This window comes from Selenomonas sp., from assembly GCF_057272215.1.
Window position 1 is genome coordinate 327,865 of sequence record NZ_DBHIUY010000001.1, and the last position, 18,905, is coordinate 346,769.

Annotated in this window: 13 protein-coding genes; 9 read left to right on the top strand and 4 right to left on the bottom strand. The window is 58.2% G+C overall.

Annotated features, from left to right (window positions below; genetic code table 11):
- The first annotated feature begins 91 nt into the window (after positions 1 to 91).
- Both ACO5Z0_RS01405 and ACO5Z0_RS01410 read left to right on the top strand, forming a co-directional pair.
- Complete coding sequence (locus ACO5Z0_RS01405; RefSeq protein WP_442672244.1) at positions 92 to 1,309, top strand: dicarboxylate/amino acid:cation symporter; 1,218 nt, start codon at positions 92 to 94, stop codon at positions 1,307 to 1,309.
- A gap of 27 nt (positions 1,310 to 1,336) precedes the next feature.
- Positions 1,337 to 2,053, top strand: coding sequence for a hypothetical protein (locus ACO5Z0_RS01410; RefSeq protein ID WP_485648902.1), 717 nt, complete (start codon positions 1,337 to 1,339; stop codon positions 2,051 to 2,053).
- 47 nt (positions 2,054 to 2,100) lie between these two features.
- Here the strand turns inward: ACO5Z0_RS01410 and clpX are convergent, their stop codons facing one another.
- The 3 genes from clpX to ACO5Z0_RS01425 form a co-directional block, all read right to left on the bottom strand.
- Positions 2,101 to 3,393 (bottom strand): ATP-dependent Clp protease ATP-binding subunit ClpX, encoded by a 1,293-nt coding sequence (clpX, locus tag ACO5Z0_RS01415; protein WP_442676342.1) that lies wholly within the window; start codon positions 3,391 to 3,393, stop codon positions 2,101 to 2,103.
- A gap of 493 nt (positions 3,394 to 3,886) precedes the next feature.
- Positions 3,887 to 5,287: an amino acid permease gene (locus ACO5Z0_RS01420; protein WP_485648903.1), complete on the bottom strand. Its 1,401-nt coding sequence runs from the start codon at positions 5,285 to 5,287 to the stop codon at positions 3,887 to 3,889.
- A gap of 70 nt (positions 5,288 to 5,357) precedes the next feature.
- Positions 5,358 to 6,620, bottom strand: a complete 1,263-nt coding sequence (locus ACO5Z0_RS01425; RefSeq protein ID WP_485648904.1) for a diaminopimelate decarboxylase family protein — start codon at positions 6,618 to 6,620, stop codon at positions 5,358 to 5,360.
- 167 nt (positions 6,621 to 6,787) lie between these two features.
- Between ACO5Z0_RS01425 and ACO5Z0_RS01430 the strand changes: the two genes are divergently transcribed.
- The 6 genes from ACO5Z0_RS01430 to ACO5Z0_RS01455 all read left to right on the top strand — a co-directional run bounded on the left by ACO5Z0_RS01430 (position 6,788) and on the right by ACO5Z0_RS01455 (position 16,306).
- Complete coding sequence (locus tag ACO5Z0_RS01430) at positions 6,788 to 9,022, top strand: DNA topoisomerase 3 (protein WP_485648905.1); 2,235 nt, start codon at positions 6,788 to 6,790, stop codon at positions 9,020 to 9,022.
- A 75-nt stretch (positions 9,023 to 9,097) separates the two neighbouring features.
- The gene (locus tag ACO5Z0_RS01435; RefSeq protein WP_485648906.1) at positions 9,098 to 10,516 is read left to right on the top strand and encodes a hemolysin family protein; all 1,419 of its coding nucleotides are present in this window, start codon (positions 9,098 to 9,100) and stop codon (positions 10,514 to 10,516) included.
- An 87-nt stretch (positions 10,517 to 10,603) separates the two neighbouring features.
- A complete protein-coding gene (locus ACO5Z0_RS01440) occupies positions 10,604 to 12,829 on the top strand; it encodes a DEAD/DEAH box helicase family protein (protein ID WP_485648907.1) in 2,226 nt (741 codons plus the stop codon).
- Between the two features lie 12 nt (positions 12,830 to 12,841).
- Entirely contained in the window at positions 12,842 to 13,207 is a 366-nt protein-coding gene (locus tag ACO5Z0_RS01445) for a VOC family protein (protein ID WP_442672795.1), read from the top strand.
- 265 nt (positions 13,208 to 13,472) lie between these two features.
- Positions 13,473 to 14,783 carry an NAD(P)/FAD-dependent oxidoreductase gene (locus tag ACO5Z0_RS01450; RefSeq protein WP_485648908.1) on the top strand — a complete coding sequence of 437 codons (1,311 nt, stop codon included), beginning with the start codon at positions 13,473 to 13,475 and terminating at the stop codon, positions 14,781 to 14,783.
- A 2-nt stretch (positions 14,784 to 14,785) separates the two neighbouring features.
- A complete protein-coding gene (locus ACO5Z0_RS01455; protein WP_485648909.1) occupies positions 14,786 to 16,306 on the top strand; it encodes an SGNH/GDSL hydrolase family protein in 1,521 nt (506 codons plus the stop codon).
- A 243-nt stretch (positions 16,307 to 16,549) separates the two neighbouring features.
- Here ACO5Z0_RS01455 and ACO5Z0_RS01460 read toward each other — a convergent pair whose 3' ends face one another.
- Positions 16,550 to 17,179 carry a YigZ family protein gene (locus tag ACO5Z0_RS01460; protein WP_485648910.1) on the bottom strand — a complete coding sequence of 210 codons (630 nt, stop codon included), beginning with the start codon at positions 17,177 to 17,179 and terminating at the stop codon, positions 16,550 to 16,552.
- A gap of 242 nt (positions 17,180 to 17,421) precedes the next feature.
- Here ACO5Z0_RS01460 and ACO5Z0_RS01465 point away from each other — a divergent pair, with 242 nt between their 5' ends.
- Positions 17,422 to 18,801 carry an amino acid permease gene (locus ACO5Z0_RS01465; protein WP_442676410.1) on the top strand — a complete coding sequence of 460 codons (1,380 nt, stop codon included), beginning with the start codon at positions 17,422 to 17,424 and terminating at the stop codon, positions 18,799 to 18,801.
- Positions 18,802 to 18,905: the final 104 nt, after the last annotated feature.

An 18,905-nucleotide genomic window follows, 5' to 3' on the forward strand; every position in this document is an offset into this window, starting at 1 on the left:
AGAGGAAATCAGACAGTTCCACGCGTTTCCGGGAAGAACTTCTTCTTGGAGGAATTGCCCCGAATCCTTTTTCCTAATTTTACGAAAGGGTGTGGAAATTTTGAATCTCTCTGCTCGCATCTTTATCGCGCTCATTCTCGCGGTCGTCGTTGGACTTGCCGTCGGGGAAGAGTACATCGGCTTCATCAACTGGTGGATCGCACCGATTGGCACAATATTCATCAACCTCATCAAAATGATGATCGTGCCTGTCGTATTCTCGTCGCTCATCGTCGGCGTCACGAGTCTTGGCGACACGAAGACGCTCGGGCGCATCAGCGCCAAAGCGGTCGGCATCTACCTTTCGACGACGGCGATCGCCATCATCATCGGCTTCTCTGTGGCGGGCGTCATCCATCCGGGCGTCGGTCTTACTTTGAGCGGTACGGCTCCCGAGATGAAGGAAGCGCCGTCCGTCATGCAGGTCTTGGTCAACATGGTGCCGACGAATCCCATCGCGTCGATGGCGAAGGGCGATATTCTGCCCGTCATTATCTTCGCACTCTTCATCGGCGTCTCGATCACGCAGGTCGGCGGCGAGCGCGGCATGAAGCTCATCGGCTTCTTCGACGCCTGCGCCGAGGTCTGCTACAAGGCGATCGGCATGATTATGGCCTTTGCGCCGTACGGCGTTTTTGCACTGCTCTTGCCCGTCGTCGCGAAGAACGGACCGAAGGTGCTGCTGCCGCTGCTTTCCGTCATTCTCTGCGCTTTCATCGGCAGCGTCATTCATGCGGTGCTCGTCTACTCGACGATGGCTTCCGTCTTTGGCAAGATGAGTCCGATCAAGTTCTTCCGCGGCATGTCGGAAGCGATGATGCTCGCCTTTACGACATGCTCAAGTTCGGGCACGCTGCCGGTCAACATGAAGAACTGTGAGGAAAAGCTCGGCGTCTCGCGTAAGATCGCCTCTTTCGTCCTGCCTCTGGGCGCGACGATCAATATGGACGGCACGGCGCTCTACATGGGCGTCTGCTCGCTCTTCATTGCGAACGTATTCGGCATCGACCTCACATTCCAGCAGATGGCGATGATCGTTCTGACGGGTACGCTCGCGTCCATCGGCACGGCGGGTGTGCCGGGGGCGGGACTTATCATGCTCGCGATGGTCTTGCAGGCGGCGCAGCTTCCCTTCGAGGGTCTTGCGCTCGTCGCCGGCATTGACCGCATCCTCGACATGATTCGCACCTGCCTCAACGTCACGGGCGACGGCGCCGTTTCTGTCGTCGTCGCAGCGTCGGAGGGAGAGCATTCTTCGTCGAATGGCTGATCGTTGAGATGAATGGGGGGAGAAAACATGCGGCGCACTCTTGCGATGATTTTTGCAGTCATGCTTTTCTCCTCGCTTTTTGCAGTTTTTGGCACATCTTCTGCGCTTGCGGCAAGACTGGCGGAAGAAGCGGGAAGCGCCTCGACGCAGGCTGCGGCTGCAAGTGCCGGCTTTTCTGACAAGGTGCTTCGCGCCGCGCCTGTCGGGCAGCGTCATATCGTTCTTCTGCGCCCCATCGCGCCGCGCTCCATGCCGATCTCCGTGGTCGATGCGATGAAGGAGCGCGTCGTGCGCGACTTTCGCGTGCCGCTCAATGAGACGCTTCGCGCTGTGAGGTATGCGGACGATGCAGAAATAGAGCAGGCGATGCGGATCATCTACGGCGGCGAAGGATCGCTCGCCGAGCGTCTCAAGCGGGCGGCTGAGGAAACGGATGCCGACTATATCGCGGGTTTCGCTGTCACGGAGTACAGAGAGACGACCTATCGCAACTGGAAGGATGAGCTTGTGCTGCACAGTTCTGTCAATCTGCGTCTCCTCGGTTATGACCGCGTGCGCGATCTCGTCGTCGATCTGCCTGCTTCGCGCAGCTATCACAGCGAATACTCGCCGAGCGGCACGGCGCGTATCCTCGTGCTCTTTGAAATCGACCGTCTCATGGACAAGGCGGATTTTCGCTCGACGCTATTTCCGATCACCGATTGGCTCGATAAGCCGCGGAAAAAGATCGGCGGGGCGGCATAGTAAAGAGACACCCTCGATGGGCATCGCTCATCGAGGGTGTCTCTTTATTATGCCAGTCGTTCGATTTTCGGCTCGGCGCCGTCTTTCAAACACTCCTTCGTGATCGTCACGCGGCGTTTCTCGGCGGACTTCGGGATTTCGAACATCACGTCGAGCATCGTGTCTTCGATGATGCCCTTGAGGCTTCTTGCGCCGGTCTTTCGCTGGATCGCTTTTTTTGCGACGGCGCGAAGCGCATCTTCTTCGAATACCAGCTCGACGTTATCCATCGCGAGAAGCTTCTCATATTGCTTGACGGGCGCGTCCTTCGGCTCTGTCAGGATGCGCAGAAGGTCGTTTTCGGAGAGTGTTTCGAGCGTGCATATCACGGGCAGGCGGCCGATGATCTCGGGGATGATGCCGTACTGCATGAGATCTTCGGGGCGCACCTTATGGATAAGCTCATCGAAGCGTTTGGCTTCGTCTTTTTCCTTGCCCTCGACCTCTGCGCCGAAGCCGATGCCTGCCGCATCTTTTTTGAGACGCTTTCCGATGACATCTTCGATGCCGACGAAAGCGCCGCCGACGATGAAGAGGATGTTCTTCGTATCGACCTTGATGGTCGGCGCTTCGGGGTGCTTCCTCTGACCTCGCGCCGTGAATTCGACGACGGAGCCTTCGAGCATCTTGAGAAGCGCCTGCTGCACGCCTTCGTGTCCGGGGTCGGCGGTGATCGAGTTGTTTGCGCCGGATTTTCTCGCGATCTTGTCGAACTCGTCGAGATAGATGATGCCGTGTTCCGCTTTTTCGATGTCCTTGTCCGCTGCATAGTAGAGATTTCGGACGGCGACTTCTACATCTGCGCCGACGAAGCCCGCTTCTGTGAGGCTCGACGCATCCGTCACGGCAAAGGGGATGTCGAGAAGCCGCGACAGATGCGAGAGAAGCGCTGTCTTGCCGCAGCCTGACGGGCCGAGCATGATGACGTTCGACTTCTCGATGTCCGTGCCGTCCTCGTTCATGTAGCCGTACTTCATGCGCTTGTAGTGATTGTAGACGGCGACGGAGAGGATTTTCTTGGCGCGGTCTTGGTTGATGATGTACTCGTCGAGGTACGCTTTGATGATGTGCGGCTTGTTTTTCTGCAAGATCGCATCGAGCTGGTCGGCAAAGTTGAGCTTCTCCCTTTCCGCGCTCGCTGCCTCGTGATCCTCAATGTAATGGTATATGTCTTTGACGCAGTTCTTGCAGATGGCAAAGCCCGTGTTCGGGTCGTAAATCGGCATATCATACTGTTCATGCACGGTAACTTTGCGTTTGCAGAAGCTGCATGTATGTTTCAGCGGTTCGCGCTCTGTCATAGTCATGCTCCCTTCGGTTGAAATGGTCTTATTCATTATCGACGATATGAGGATTTTTTTCAAGGGGAAATTTCTCAGCGCGGCGCCTACCCAGTGTCCGCGAGCAGGAAATCGCGGATATTGCAATGCTTTATGCCGTCTCGGCTCACGTCGAATTCATCGAGCGAGAGGACATATTTCGGGTAGTTGTCGCGCACATTATCGTAAGGAGCAAATTCCCTCGCCGTCGTTTCTTCCGAAGCGAGAAGATAGGCGACTTGAATATAGATTTTTGCACCATCTTTATACTTCTATAACCGACAATCAATAGGAATTTATAAAATCTGTCGACTATAATCGACAGATTTTATAAATAGCGATATTCTGTTCGTTATAGATGAACAAAAAGCGACGTCCTATTCCAATAGATAATCCCGGCGTGTCAAGCCTCTCAAAAAGGAGAGAAAATGTCGGATACGTTTCATAAGAAGACGCCCGCCGCTTTTTCACCGCCTCACGGCTTTTCCGCTTCTTCTGCGCGGCGGCCGATGACGCTGTGGGCGCGGCTGTAGCCGAAGTAGACGCAAAGACCGAAGAGGATCCAGAAGCCGAAGCGGTGCCATGTTGCGAGCGGCAGGTTCGCCATGAGGTAGCCGCAGGAGAGGACGGCGAGCGGCGCGATGATCCAGACGGCAGGGCATTTGAAGTTGCGCTTGAGGTTCGGCTCGGTCTTTCGGAGTACCATGACGCCGATGGAGGCGATGAGGAAGGCGGAGAGCGTGCCGATGTTCGCCATCTCGGCGATCATGCCGATGGGGAAGACGCCCGCGATGACGGAGACGAAGATCGCGCCGAGGATCGTCACGCGATACGGCGTGTGAAAGCGGCGGTGAATTTTGCAGACGTTTGCGGGCACCATGCCGTCACGGCTCATGGCGAAGAAGATGCGCGACTGGCCGTAGAGGAGGACGAGCAGTACCGTCGTGATGCCGCAGATCGCGCCGACGGCGACGATGGCGGAGCCGACGTTGTAGCCGATGTGACGCAGCGCGAAGGCGACGGGCTCCGCTGTGTCGAGCATCGAATACGGTACGACGCCCGTGAGGACGGCGGCGACGACGGCATAGAGCAGCGTGCAGATGAAGAGCGAGCCGATGATGCCGACGGGAAGATCCCTTGCGGCGTTGCGGCACTCTTCCGCCGTCGTTGCGACGGCGTCGAAGCCGATATAGGCGAAGAATACGATCGCCGCGCCCGAGACGACGCCGCTGTAGCCAAACGGCAGGAATGGCTCCCAGTTCGCCGCCTCGACGTGGGGCGCGGCGAGTGCGAGGAAGAGGAAGATTGCGCCGAGCTTGACAAAGACGAGGATGCGGTTGAGTTTGACGCTTTCCTTTGTGCCGCGCACGAGGAGAAACGACAAAAAGAGCGTGATGAGGACGGCGGGCAGATTGAATACGCCGCCTTCCTCCGGCGAGACGACGAGCGCATGGGGAAGATGAAGCCCCGCCGAGGCGAAGAGGCCGACGACGTAGCCCGACCAGCCGACGGCGACGGCGCTCGACGTCACGGTGTATTCTAAGATGAGGTTCCAGCCGACGATGAAGGCGATGAACTCGCCCAAGGAGGCATAGGCATAGGTGTAGGCGCTGCCCGACGCCGGCACGATGGAGGCGAATTCCGCATAGGCGAGACCTGCGAGGGCGCATGTAAGCCCCGAGAGGATGAACGACAGCGGCACGGCAGGCCCTGCGTACTTGGCGGCGGCGACGCCCGTGAGCACGAAGATGCCCGTGCCGATGACGGCGCCGATGCCGAGCATCAAAAGATCGACGGCGGCGAGGTTCTTGAGCATTCCTGAAGCTGCCGCCGCCGCTTGCAGTTCATCGATACTTTTCCTGCGAAAGAGATCCATACGTTGTTCATCCTTTACAAAAAGATTCGGCAGGCGCAGCATATCACTGCAGGCGCCGAGAGATATAAGGCTAAAACTTCATCAGACCGCCGGGGATGCCGAGTGTGGCGAAGTAGTCGTCCAAGGTTTCGGCGCGGCGGATGCGTTCTATGCTGCCGTCTTCTCGAAGGAGCAGCTCGGCGCTTCTGAGTTTGCCGTTGTAGTTGAAGCCCATAGCGTGACCGTGCGCTCCCGTGTCGTGGATGACGATGCGGTCGCCGATCTCGATCTTGGGCAGCTTGCGGTCGATGGCGAATTTGTCGTTGTTCTCGCAGAGCGAGCCTGTGACATCGTAGATATGGTCGCAGAAAGCGTCCTCTTTGCCGACGACGGTGATGTGGTGGTAGGCGCCGTAGAGCGCGGGGCGCATGAGGTCAGCCATGCAGGCGTCGAGCCCGATGTAGTCTTTGTACGTCTTTTTCTCGTGCAGCGCCGTCGCGACGAGCCAGCCGTAAGGGCCGGTGATGTAGCGGCCGGATTCCGCCTTGATGGCAAGGCCGGAGAGGCCTGCCGGCTCGATGATCTTTTTGTAGAGCGCTTCGATGCCGCTTGCGACGCGCTCGACGTCGATGGCGGTTTCTTCGAGGCGGTAGGGGATGCCGAAGCCGCCGCCGAGGTTGACAAATTCGAGTGAGATGCCGAGACGCTTTTTGATCTCGACAGCGAGGTTGAACATGAGTTCTGCGGTGAAGAGGAAAGCTTCGTTTCGAAGCTCGTTCGAGATGACCATAGTGTGCAGACCGAAGCGCTTCACGCCTTTTTCCTGCGCGATTTTATAGGCGTCGAAGATCTGGTGATGCGTAAGCCCGTACTTCGCTTCGGTCGGTTTGCCGATGATGTCGTTGCCTTCGATGAGCGAACCGGGATTGTAGCGGAAGGAGAGGCAGTCGGGGAGGCCCACATGCTTTTCGAGATAGTCGATGTGGCTGATGTCGTCGAGGTTGATGATGGCGCCGAGTTCACGCGCCTTTTGGAATTCCTCGGCGGGCGTGTCGTTCGAGGTCAGCATGATGGCTTCGCCTTTGATGCCGGCGGCTTCGGAGAGGATGAGTTCGGCGATGGAGCTGCAGTCCGTGCCCGCGCCTTCTTCGGAGAGGAGCTGCAGGAGACGCGGATTCGGCGTCGCCTTGACGGCGAAGTGCTCGGTGAAGTGCGGCGCCCAGGAGAACGCGCGCTTGAAGCGGCGGAAGTTTTCGCGGATGGCTCTTTCGTCGTAGATGTGAAAGGGCGTTGGATATTGCCGGATGATTTCCTCAAGCCGCGCGGGGCTTACGGGGAAAGTTTTTTCTGTCATAAAGACGCCTCCTACAGGATAAAAAGCCGCCCGAAGGCGGCGACCATGTTTCTGCCATTATAACAATGCAGCACCATGCTGTCAATGAAGCCGTTCGTGTGGTATAATAGAAGAAAATCTTTGATTTACATGAGAGAAACGCTTGGGCGAGGAAAGGGGGTGGTCGCTTGCGGCTTTATATCGCGGAGAAGCCGAGCATGGGGCGCGAGATCGCCAAGTGTCTCAAAGGACCGCTGCGTTCGCACGACGGCTGGCTGGAAACGGCGGATGGCGCTGTGACGTGGGGATTTGGACATATTCTGCGGCAGAAGGAGCCGGAGGAGTACAGTGAGAAGTATAAGTTCTGGCGCGTGGAGGATCTGCCGATCGTACCCGCCGAGTGGCAGCTTGTCGTCGCGTCGTCTGCGGCGCGGCAGTTTCGCATTGTCAAGGATCTCATCGCGCGCGCCGATGAGATTGTCCATGCGGGCGACCCCGACCGCGAGGGGCAGCTTTTGATCGACGAGGTGCTCGACTTCGTCGGCAATCAAAAGCCGGTCAAGCGCATTCTCCTCAACGCGCTCGATGAAAAGAGCATTCGTGAAGCGAACGCGAATTTGCGCGAAAACAGTGATTTCTACGCGCTCAAGCAGTCGGCGCTGGCACGCGCCCGCGCCGACTGGCTGATCGGCATGAATCTTTCGCGCGCCTATACGCTGGCGGCGCGCCGCGCGGGGCACAAGAGGCTCGTCCTGCCTGTGGGGCGGGTCAAGACGCCGACCTTGGCGCTCGTCGTGCGGCGTGAGCGCGAGATCGAAGGCTTCAAGCCCGTGGATTATTTCGAGCTTCGCGGGAAGTTCTGCCATGCGGACGGCGAGTTTTCTGCCGTATGGAAGCCGCGCGAGGAAGAGGCGGGTCTTGACCGCGAGGGCAGGCTTGTCGATGCGGCGGCGGCGAAAGCGCGGCTCCTCGGCTTTGCCGAGCCGCCGGCAAAAGGGCGCGTGACGGACGTGCGCCGCACGAAAAAGACGGAGGGGCAGCGGCTGCCTTTTTCACTTTCGTCTTTGCAGGTGCTTTCCGGCAGAAAGTACGGCTATGAGCCGCAGCTCGTGCTCGATACGGCGCAGAAGCTCTACGAGAAGAAGCTCACGACGTATCCGCGCTCGGACTCGGAGTATCTGCCGCTGAATCAGCGAAAGGATGCGCCGGCGATCCTCGCCCATTTGCGCGATGGCGACGATGCGGCTCTGTCGCATTGGGCGGGCGGCGCGGACACGAAGATCAAGAGCCGCGCGTGGAACGACAAGAAGGTGACGGCGCATCATGCGATCATTCCGACGACGGTGCGTGCGCGGCTCGGGACGCTCACGGAGACGGAGCAAAACATCTACCGCCTGATCGCGCAGGCGTTCATCGCGCAGTTTTACCCTGAGCATATTTACGAGCAGACACGCGCGACGCTCGACTATCACGGCGAGGTGTTCACCGCCAATGGGCGGCGTGAACTTCAGGCAGGCTGGCGTGCGCTCTATCGTGCGGCGAAGAAGGGGGCGGGTGAAGAGGCGGAGGATGGTGCGCCGGATGGTGAAGAGGAGGGGGGCGGCGTTTTGCCGCCTTTGAAGAAGGACGACCTCGTGACGTATGCGGGCGGTGCGCTCAAGAAGCGCGAGACGAAGCCGCCGCCGCGCTTTACGCCTGCGACGCTTTTGCAGGGCATGAAGGAGATCCATAAGTATGTGCTCGATCCCGAGGCGAAGAAACGCTTGAAGGACGTCTACGGCATCGGTACGGAGGCGACGCGGGCGGCGATCATCGACGATCTCATCAAGCGCCGTTTCCTCACGGCGAAGGGCAAGAAGAAGCTGCTTTATCCGACCGATGCGGCGTATCTTCTCATCGACGCCCTGCCTGACGATCTCGTTTATCCCGACGCTACGGCGCTCTGGGAGGACAAGCTGCATTCGATGGCGGACGGCGCGGGTACGCTCGAAGAGTTTCTGGCGGCGCAGGTCGCCTTTACGCGCCGCCTTGTGGCGAAGGCGCTCGATGCGAAGATCGAGCGCGAGGGCGAGCATCCGTGCCCGCGCTGCAAAAATGGCGTGCTCATCAAACGAAGCGGCAAGAACGGCGACTTCTGGGGCTGCTCGAACTATCCGCGCTGCCGCATGAGCTGCGATGACAAGGACGGCAAGCCTAAGCTCAATGCACGCATAGGCGGAGCGGCTGCGCCAAAGAGCGCTTCCGCGCCGCGCGATGCAGCGCCGCGGGCGAACAGCGCCGCCGCACGCCCTGCCTCGGGATTTGGCGCACCGGTGCTTTCTGAGGCGGAGATGGCGGCGTTTCTCGCCGAGTATGCGCCGCTGCCGTCCGCGCAGCAGATTATGAATTCCGTTCCAAAAAACAACAAAGCGGCAGGAAAATAAAAACTTGCCGTAGAATATATTAAAAGACAGATATACCGAAAGGTATGGGTTTCGCGTTTTTCTGGGGGAGTGTTCTTGGAAGATCCTTTTTTGCTTGGGTTCAAGCTGTTTGTCGTAGTTTTGCTCGTACTCGGCAATGCGTTCTTCGTCGCGGCGGAGTTTTCTATCGTCAAGATGCGCAGTTCGCGTCTCGATGTGCTCATCGCCGAGGGGAATCGCCGCGCGTCCTATGCGAAGGAGCTGGTCAATCGGCTCGATGTGGCGCTTTCCGTCACACAGCTCGGCATCACGATCGTTTCCTTGGGTCTTGGCTGGCTTGGCGAGCCTGTCGTCGCCTCGCTTCTGCACCCTGCCTTTTCTTGGCTGGGCGTGCCGGAGAGCGCAGTTGCGACCGTTTCTTTTGCGCTGGCGTTCTTTCTCATTACGTCGCTGCACATCGTGGGGGGCGAGCTGATTCCGAAGAACGTCGCGATCCGCAAGGTGGAGAGCGTCGCGCTTTCGGTCGCCTTGCCGCTTCTCGTGTTTCAGCGCGTCATGTATCCTTTTGTCTGGCTGCTGAACCACGTCGCGAATTGGGCGGAAGAGCGCATGGGCTTTTCCGTCGTGACGAAGGGCGAAGATGTGGCGCATACGGAAGAAGAGATTCGCGTTCTCATGGAGGAGAGTCATCGGCAGGGGTTCATTGACAAGACGGAGTTGGAGTTCGTTGACAATGTTTTTGATTTCGCCGACCTTTCTGTGCGCGAGATCATGATTCCGCGCACGGATATGATTTGCCTCGACCTTGAGGATTCCATCGAAGAGAGCATTCATACGGCGATGGCAGAAAGGCTCACGCGGTATCCGATCTGCGATGGAGACAAGGACAATATCATCGGTTTTTTGCATATCAAGGACTTTTTAGAGACGCTCTACCGAAAGGAAGAGCCGGATCTTCGGAAGCTTGCACGCCGCGCGCTCGTCGTTCCTGAGGCGATGGCGGTCAGCCGCCTGCTGCAGACGATGCAGAAGGAGCGTTCGCAGCTCGCCATCGTCGTCGATGAGTACGGCGGTACGGCGGGGATGGTCACGATCGAGGACGTCGTCGAGGAGATCGTCGGCGATATCCAAGATGAATTTGATACGGATCGCCCTCTGGTGGAAAAGAAGGGCGCGCGCCTTTACTCCGTTGACGCCAAGATGCTGTTGGAGGAGCTGGAGGACGTCTTGGAAGTCGCTATTGACGAAGAGGACATCGACAGCGTGGGCGGCTGGCTCTCCGCGCACGTTGAGAACCCGCCGCGCATCGGACAGAAGGCGACGTTTGCCGATGCACAGTTTTTCGTCGAGGAGACGGAGGGCGTGCGCATCACGCGCGTCCTCTGCCGCCTCGGACGCGAACCGCAGAAGGAGCATGATGAGATCGTCGATCTCACGCAGCCGCGCAAAGCGGACAGCGCAAAACATATAGGCGCACGCCGCAAGGAAGGGAAGGGCGTGCGGGGAAATCGCTGAGAGGACAACTTTCGCAAGGGGGAATAGCGGCTGGCTGGAGCGGCGCTCTGGCTGAGCAGCCATATCTAGGGAAAGAATGGTGAGGACATGGCATCGAATTTTGATTTTTTGTTAGCGCAAAAGAATTATAAAGCCATCGCAAAGACGGCGATGGAGGCGGAGCAGAGTCTCAAGACGTCATATCCGAAGAGTACGGTCTTGGCGGCGCGCGCCTTGAAGCTGGCAGTGCGCTGGATGTTCACGCATGATGCGGATCTGGCGCTGCCGTACCATGAGGCGATCGCGCGTCTCATTCATGAGCCGACGCTCAAAAAGCTGCGCCCCGAGGGGATGGACGCCATCGTGCATTACATCCTGCACTTGGGCAATATCGTCGCCTACCGCAGCATAGATGTCCCGCGTGAAGCCGCCGTACTCTCTCTGCGTGCGCTGCATTGCTCGCTCACATGGCTGGCGGCGTGTTATGCAGAGGATTTCTCCCCGCGCCCCTTTGACGAAACGCTCTTGTCTGCGGACGGCAGGGAAAAGGTCAAGGATCCGCTGAAACTTCGTGCGCTTTACAAGGAGCCGTTCGAGGGCGGCGCCCTCTTGCCGCGGCGTAAGAAGAACCGCGAGACGGCGGAGCGTCTTGCAAAGCTTCGTCAAAAGAATAACAACGGTGAAGTTGTCAGCGTACCGCCGGATCTCGTCGCCGAGTGCCGCGGCCGCTATCTGCTGGTCGATGGTGCGCAGGCAGGCTGGACGTTGGATGAGGACTGCTTCATGAACTGTGCGATCGAAGGCGCGGGGAAGAAAGCGCCGCCGGTCGATTTCCTCTTCACCGATGCAGAGAAGAAGCCGCTTGCCGTCATGGCAGTCAAGACGGCGCAGTCTTTGGAAGAAGGCGTGGCGCAGGTGAAGGAATGGGCGGCGCTGATCGAGAAAAAATATGCCGAGCGCCCGTACCTTTTTCTCCTGCATGAAGGGAAGTATTGGTTCTTGGATGAGCGGCGCGACGCCCTGCGCCGCATCTCCGGCTGTTTTTCGCGCATCGACTTGGAGCGGCGCATGGGCTTTCGTCGTCTCTATGATCCCGAGAGCCATCCGGATCTCTCAAGCGGCATCGTGAACCGCCCCTATCAAAGGGAAGCCGTCTGGCATATATGCGAGGACGTGCATAAAGGCGTGCGCCGTCTCCTCGTTTCCACGCCGCCGGGCACGGGCAAGACGCGCATGGCAGCGGGCGCCATCGAGGCGCTGTTTCAGCAGAAAGCGATCGGCAAGGTGCTCTACCTCGCCGACCGCGAAGAGCTTGTGCATCAGGCATACGATCAATTCGCCATGATCCTGCCGGACATGAAGAGCGTCGATCTTCTCGGCGATGTGCGCGAAGAAGAGCAGGCGGACATCGTCTTTGCGACGGCGACCGCCATGATGGACGCCGTGAACGAGAATCGTACGGAGGACGGCGCACGCCTTTACGATCCCGCACACTTCGATCTCGTCGTCATCGACGAGTCGCATCCGAGCGTTTACGATGATCATCTCGTACTCCTGCGCTACTTTGACGCCATCCTTTTGGGCTTTTCTTCCGTTGCGCCGTCGGCGCCCGGGGAGGCGGACGTCTATCGCTTCTACGACCTTGCGCCGGGCAAGCCGACGTTCGTCTACAGCATCGAGGAAGCGCGGCGGGACGGCTGGCTCGTTGATTTCACGCTGCGCGACGAAGCGCCGGATGCACTCATGGATTCGCACCTTCGCTACGCCGAACTCACGGATGAGCAGCGCACAATTGCTGAGATGGAGTATTCCGATACGGGGGCGATCACCAGCAAGGATTTCGATCTGCCAGCCGTGAACAACTGGCTGTTCAGCGAGGAGAAGATCCAGGCGATGCTCGAAAATCTCTTGGAGCATGGTTTCAAAGCGAAGGACGGCAAGCTTGGCAAGACGATCATCTTCGCGAAGAACAGCTTACAGGCGAAAGCCATCGCTTTCATATTCCAGCGGCTGCATCCCGAATATGGCGCAGACTTCATTCGTGCGCTCGATGCGCGTACGCCCGATCTGGCGGCGGCGGTTCATGCTTTTTCAGCGCAGGAAGAGCAGCCGACCATCGCCGTATCCGTGGATGTTTTGGATACGGGCTTCGATATGCCGCCGGTCGTCAATCTCGTCTTTTTCCGCAAGGTTCATTCCCTGAGCAAGTTCAGTCAGATGCTTGGCAGAGGCATGCGCTTCTGCGAGAATCTGGGCGGCGAGGGCAAGGACAAGGAAAAATTCCTCGTGATTGACTATTGCAGGAATTTTACATTCTTCGATATGGAACAGTGAGGAGAAGACAGTATGAAATTCAAGTTTTTGCACAACAACATCAACGTGCGCGATCTGGAGCGTTCGCTTGCTTTCTACGAGAAAGCGCTGGGGCTGAAAGAAGTGCGCCGAAAGGAGCTGCCGGATTTCACGCTCGTCTACTTGGGCGACGGCGGCACGACGCCGCACGAGCTTGAACTGACGCATCTCAAGGGGCGCGAGGAGCCGTACAACCTTGGCGACAACGAATTCCACCTCGCCTTTGGCGTCGACGACTTCGATGCGGCGCACAAACTGCACGAGGAGATGGGGTGCATCTGCTACGAAAATGCGGCGATGGGCATTTACTTCATCAGCGACCCCGACGGCTATTGGCTTGAAGTTCTGCCGAAGTGGTGATGACGGGGGCATCGGATGGACGCTATGGGGAAAGGGCAGAATAAAGTATGACGAAGAAAGCTGCGAGGAGCAGGAGAAAAAATGACAGGGAAGCGAGAGCGGCGTGAGGGCATAAGCCCCTGCGCCGCTTTTTCTATATATAAAATTTATACGTCGATAAGTTTTTAGAGCGCAGGAAGAATGACAGCCGTTGATTGAAGCGGCTGCATCTGCCTCGCCTCGGCAAAGTCGGGGAGCATCCCCGCACCCAGAAGGGAGTAAAACCATGAGCAGCAAAACACGCATTGTCGTTGTCGGCGCAGGCTTTGGCGGAGTGAAGGTCGTCCGCGAGCTTGCCAAGGATAAGAGTCTTGACATCACGATCATCGACCGCCGCAATTTCCACCTTTTCCAGCCGCTTCTCTATCAGCTTGCCACGTCGCTTCTCTCAACCGACGAGATCGCCTATCCCATCCGCGCCTTTTTCCGGCATAATAAGAACGTCGATCTCTTCATGGCGAAGCTGCGCGGACTTGACAAGGAGCGCAAGGTCGTCATTACGAATCACGGGGAAGTGCCCTACGATTATTTGGTCCTTGCGGCGGGTGCGACGACGAACTTTTTCGGCATGGAGAGCGTCGAGGAACACTCCTTCCCGATGAAAACCTTGCAGGAGGCGCTGCACATCCGCAACCATGTCATTCACATGTTCGAGCGCGCCAACAAGATAGAGCATAACGAGGAGGAGCGCCGCCGCATGTTGAGCTTCGTCGTCGTCGGCGGCGGGCCGACGGGCGTCGAGCTTGCCGGCTCTTTGGCGGAAGTCATCAACCTCATCATGAAGGACGAGTATCACAACCTCTCGCCCGATGAGATCAGCGTCAAGCTCGTCGAAGCGACGGGAGGGCTTCTGCCCATGATGCCGCCCGACTTGCAGCAGGAAACGGTGCGTGTCTTGGAGAATAAAGGCATAGACGTCATGCTCAACACGCAGGTCGCGGGCTGCGACAAGAACAGCCTGACCTTGAAGGACGGGCGGGTCATTCCGACGAATACGGTGATTTGGGCGGCGGGGGTCAAGGCTGTGCCGATCATCGGCAAGCTCGGCTTCGCGTGTGACCGCGCGGGACGCATCATCGTCAACGAGAAGCTGCAAGTGGAAGGCGAGCGCGATATCTTCGCCATCGGCGACTGCGCTTCCTTCTGCCACGGCACGGAGCGGCCCCTGCCGACGGTCGCGCCCGTTGCGACGCAGGGAGGCGCCGTCGCTGCGCGCAATATCAAACGCTTGTTGGCAGGCGATGAGAATCTCGAAACATTTCATTATAAGGATCAAGGAGCGATGGCGACGATTGGCAGGACGGAAGCCGTCGTCAATATGAACGGCACGAAGATGAAGGGGTTCATTGCATGGGTCGTCTGGATGTTCGTTCACTTGCTGCGGCTTTCGGGTGCGCATACGAACATCACGGTGCTTTTGAAGTGGACGTGGAACCTCTTGTCGGGTACGCGCCTCGGCCGCATCATCACGAATATGCAGTATGACGAATCGCGCCAGTTCCGCCCCATGCCGCTCGATCCGGAAGAGAAGGGTTGATCTTGCAGAAAAAAACGCATTGTTTTTGGAAAAAAAGCGCCGCCGCCTTGGTTTTTTGCCTTGCGGCGGCAGCATTTGCGCCGCAGGGAGCGCTGACCTTAGAAGCGTCTTCGGCAGGCGAAGCGCATACGGCGGCTCGCATGACCGTGACGAAGGATCGCACGGTCATACTTGCGCGCGATACGGCGCAGAAGGAAGCGGACGCTCCCGCAGAAGAGAAAGCGGGAGATGCGAATGAGCAACCGAAAGGTGCGGAAAAAGACGCTGAAAAGAAGTCTCTGTCCCAAGATACTGCAGCGGGAGAAGCTGCAAAGGAGCCGATGGCGATGCGCGGGAATGTGAAAATGGCGGCGCGGCAGACGCCGAAGAAGCTGCGTCTTACATGGAAGCCCGTCGCCGACGCTGTGCGCTACGAGATTGTCGTGGAAGAGGGCGTGGGCGAGAAGGCGAAAATCGTTTATCGCGATGCGCATATTTTCAATAATGGCGTGGAACTTTCGCTCGTCGGACGCAGCTGGCTCGATCAGAATCACTATTGGCGCGTGCGCGCGCTCGACTACGACGGCAACGGGCGCTCTGCGTTTACGCCTGCGGCTGCGCTTGAGCTGGGTGAGAAGGAGCCGGCAGCGCCCCTGCCGACAAGTGAGTTTGATCGGATGGACTATGTGCCGCTCTATCCGACGTATTCGTGGATTGCTGCGTTCGGTGCAAAAGAGTACGAAGTATCCGTGTGGAAGCGCGGCAAGAAGGAGCCGTCGCTTCTTCATATCCTCTATTCGACGGATCTCACCTGCTACGATACCTATGGCTTCACGACGCCCGGCAGCTACTACTGGAAGGTGCGCGCCCTCGATGCGTCGCGTCAGCCTATCGGCGCATGGTCGGAAAATGTGCCGTTTGAGGTCAAGACCCCCGTCGTCGTCGCTGCCCTCGGCGACAGCATCACGCACGGCGGCGGCGCCATTGTCAACGGGCCTGACCGCGTCTTGTACGACTGGGAATCATATGCCGCGTTTCCAATCAAAAACCTCGGCTACTCGGGCGACACCGTAGAGGCGATGGAAGCGCGTTTTGAGCGCGATGTGCTGCCCTTTCGCCCGCGCATCCTCGTCATCATGGGCGGTGTGAACAACTATCGCGTGGGCGGTAAGGCGGCGGACGTCATCGCCGTGCTCGCACGGATTCGCGACAAGTGTACGGCGCGCGGCATCACGCCTGTTTTCGCGACGGCCACCTCGCTCAATCCGGCGAAGATCGCGAAGCTCCAGTATGCGCAGACGCCGCCCGCCGATTGGAGCGACGAGCAGGCGCTCATCAACCGTTGGATCCTGTCGCAGCCTTACTGTGTTGACGTCACGACGGTGCTTTCCGATGCGCACGGGCAGCTCGAAGATGACTACACGACCGACGGCCTGCATCCCGACAGCGTGGCGAAACGCTTCATCGGCGAGACGATCAGCAATTATCTGCGCGCGAGGTTTCCGCAGGTAGTCGAACCGATTCTGCGTGATCCGAGAGTGTAAGAAAGGGTTTCCGGCATAAGAGCCGCCCGCGTTGTCGCGCGGGCGGCTCTTATGCTGTCGGAATCTTGTGGACGGCAAAGTTTGCGGAATGTTGCTCTAAGCCATGCGATGCTTGATGCGTGCCGCCTCCGGACTGGCGCAGGAAAGAGGGGATCGGTGATGTTGTTGGGTACATTTTCCAATCGCATCTCATGCAAGCCGAATATTGTGGCTTCGCCCGGCTTCCGGCAGGTTTTGCGCTTTTCAAACCGCCGACTTGCCCTGAACCGTGCCGCGATTCTCGAAAGCGGCTCTGCCTGCCGTGAGATCGGTCAGCGCCGCTTCTGTCGGGGCGAGCTGCTCTTCTTCCAACAGCAAAATGCACGTCGCTTGCTCCTCGTAGATCGTATCATCCGTGCGAAGATTCTCCTGCCGCACGAAATTTTCGACGAGCGAGAGAAGCGTGTAGTCGATCGTCACGGCGAGACGCGTAAGTTCCAGGCAGCGCACGAGGATGGCGGCTTCGAGCGCGAGGTGCGCGGCGTGCCCATAGGCGCGGATGAGACCGCCCGCGCCGAGCTTGATGCCGCCGAAGTAGCGCGTGACGACGACGAGCGTATCGGTCAAGCCGCGCTTTTTGATCGCCTCAAGGATCGGATTGCCGGCTGTGCCGCCCGGCTCGCCGTCGTCATTCGACTTCTGCTTTTCGCCGCCTGCGCCTAGCACCCAAGCGCTCGGGTTGTGACGCGCGTCGTAGTACTTCTTCTTGCAGGAGAGGAGGAACGCGCGGGCGTCCTCTTCCGTCGCTGCATGAACGGCTTCTGCGATGAAACGCGATCGTTGGATCTCGTATTCCGCCTTGCCGTTCGTTTCAATCGTCGTAAAATTTTTCATGATAGTTTCCTTAGTTAGCCCGTATTTTCGTTGCGTACGTACGCCTTTCCACCATATATAGTAACATAGAATCCTTCGTGAAACGAGGGGAAAGTCCGCGGCAAATACAAGCCGATTTTTTTCAAAATATCCGCTTGGCATTTGTCGATTTTTAGTGTATATTGAGCGTAAGCTGTATTTGTGCAGGGGATTTTTCCAGGGGGGTTAGCTCCCTCTATAAGGAAGGTTGTGTTATCAAGGCCATGAATGGAACGCAGATGAATAGAGGGCTGAAAAACAGGCATGTGCAGATGATTTCGCTCGGCGGGGTCATCGGCAGCGGCTACTTTCTCGGCACGGGTTATGTGCTTGAAAAGGCGGGACCTGCGGCGATCTTTGCGTATCTTTTGGGCGGGGTCATCGTGCTTTGCGTCATGCTCTCCTTGGCGGAGCTGGCGGTCGCGAAACCTGTTTCGGGTTCTTTCGTCGCCTATGCGCGAGAGAATATTTCCTCGACGTGGGCGTGCGGCGTAGGTTGGGCGTACTGGCTCAACTGGATGGCGTATGTGCCGTCGGAGATGATTGCCGCAGGCATCATCATGAACAATTTCGTACCTGAAGTCAGCCAGCTCTGGTGGGCTGTGTTCTTCGGTCTTGTCGTGACCGTCCTGAATCTCTTCCGCGTGGATAAGTTCGGTGAGAGCGAGTTTTGGCTTTCGCTCGTGAAGATTCTCGCTCTTGTCGCGTTCAGCGCCGTGGCTCTCCTCATTTGCCTTGGGCTGTTCGGCGGCGAGGGTTTCATCGGTACGCGCATCCTCTTGGGAAGCGGCGGCTTTACGCCGAACGGCTGGTGGGCGATCGTCCTGACGATGGTCATTATTCTTGTGAACTTTCAGGGAACGGAGATTATCGGTCTTGCCGCCGGCGAGTGCAAGGAGCCGGAGAAGAGCATTCCGCTCGCCGTGCGCAATGTGACGTGGCGCATCATCGCCCTCTATATCGTTCCCATATCTCTTTTGATTTCGATTCTGCCGTGGGAGCAGGCGGGACTTTCGGAGAGCGTCTTTGCGGCGGCGCTCGCCGCGCATGGGCTTGATTCCTTGGCGGCTGCGCTCGCTTTCGTCGTGCTGACGGCGGCGGTGTCGTGTTCGAACTCGGGTCTTTATTCAAGCGCACGGGCGCTTTACTCGCTCGCACGCATGGATATGGCGCCGGCTTTTCTCGGGCAGATCAACGGCAAGGGCGTGCCGCGCAATTCGATCCTCGTCTCGGTATGCGCGTGCTGGCTCGTCATTCTCCTTTATACATGCAATCCCGATTCTGCCGTCTATACGTACCTTCTCGCTGTTTCCGGCTGCACGGGGGCTATCGCTTGGATTTCGATCTGTTGGAGCCAGTATCGCTTCCGCCGACATCTCATCGCGGCGGGGCTTGAGCATACGCTGCGCTACAAGACGCCGCTCTTTCCCTATGTGACGCTCTTTGGCATCTGGGCGCAGGTGGTCTGTCTCGTCGTGCTCGCCTTCACGCCGGATCTTCGTGAGGCGTTCTACCTGGGCGTGCCGATGCTCGTCGTGCCGATGCTCTGGTATCGTCTGCGCAGTGTGTATCGTGCGCGTGTGGCGGCGGCGAGAAATGGCTGAATCGTAACGCAGAAATTAACGCAAGAGGCGTGTGCTGCACCGCCCAACGTGAAGGCGTAAAGCCCGCCCATTCCTCTAAATAACGAGCAAGATTCAAACGCGCT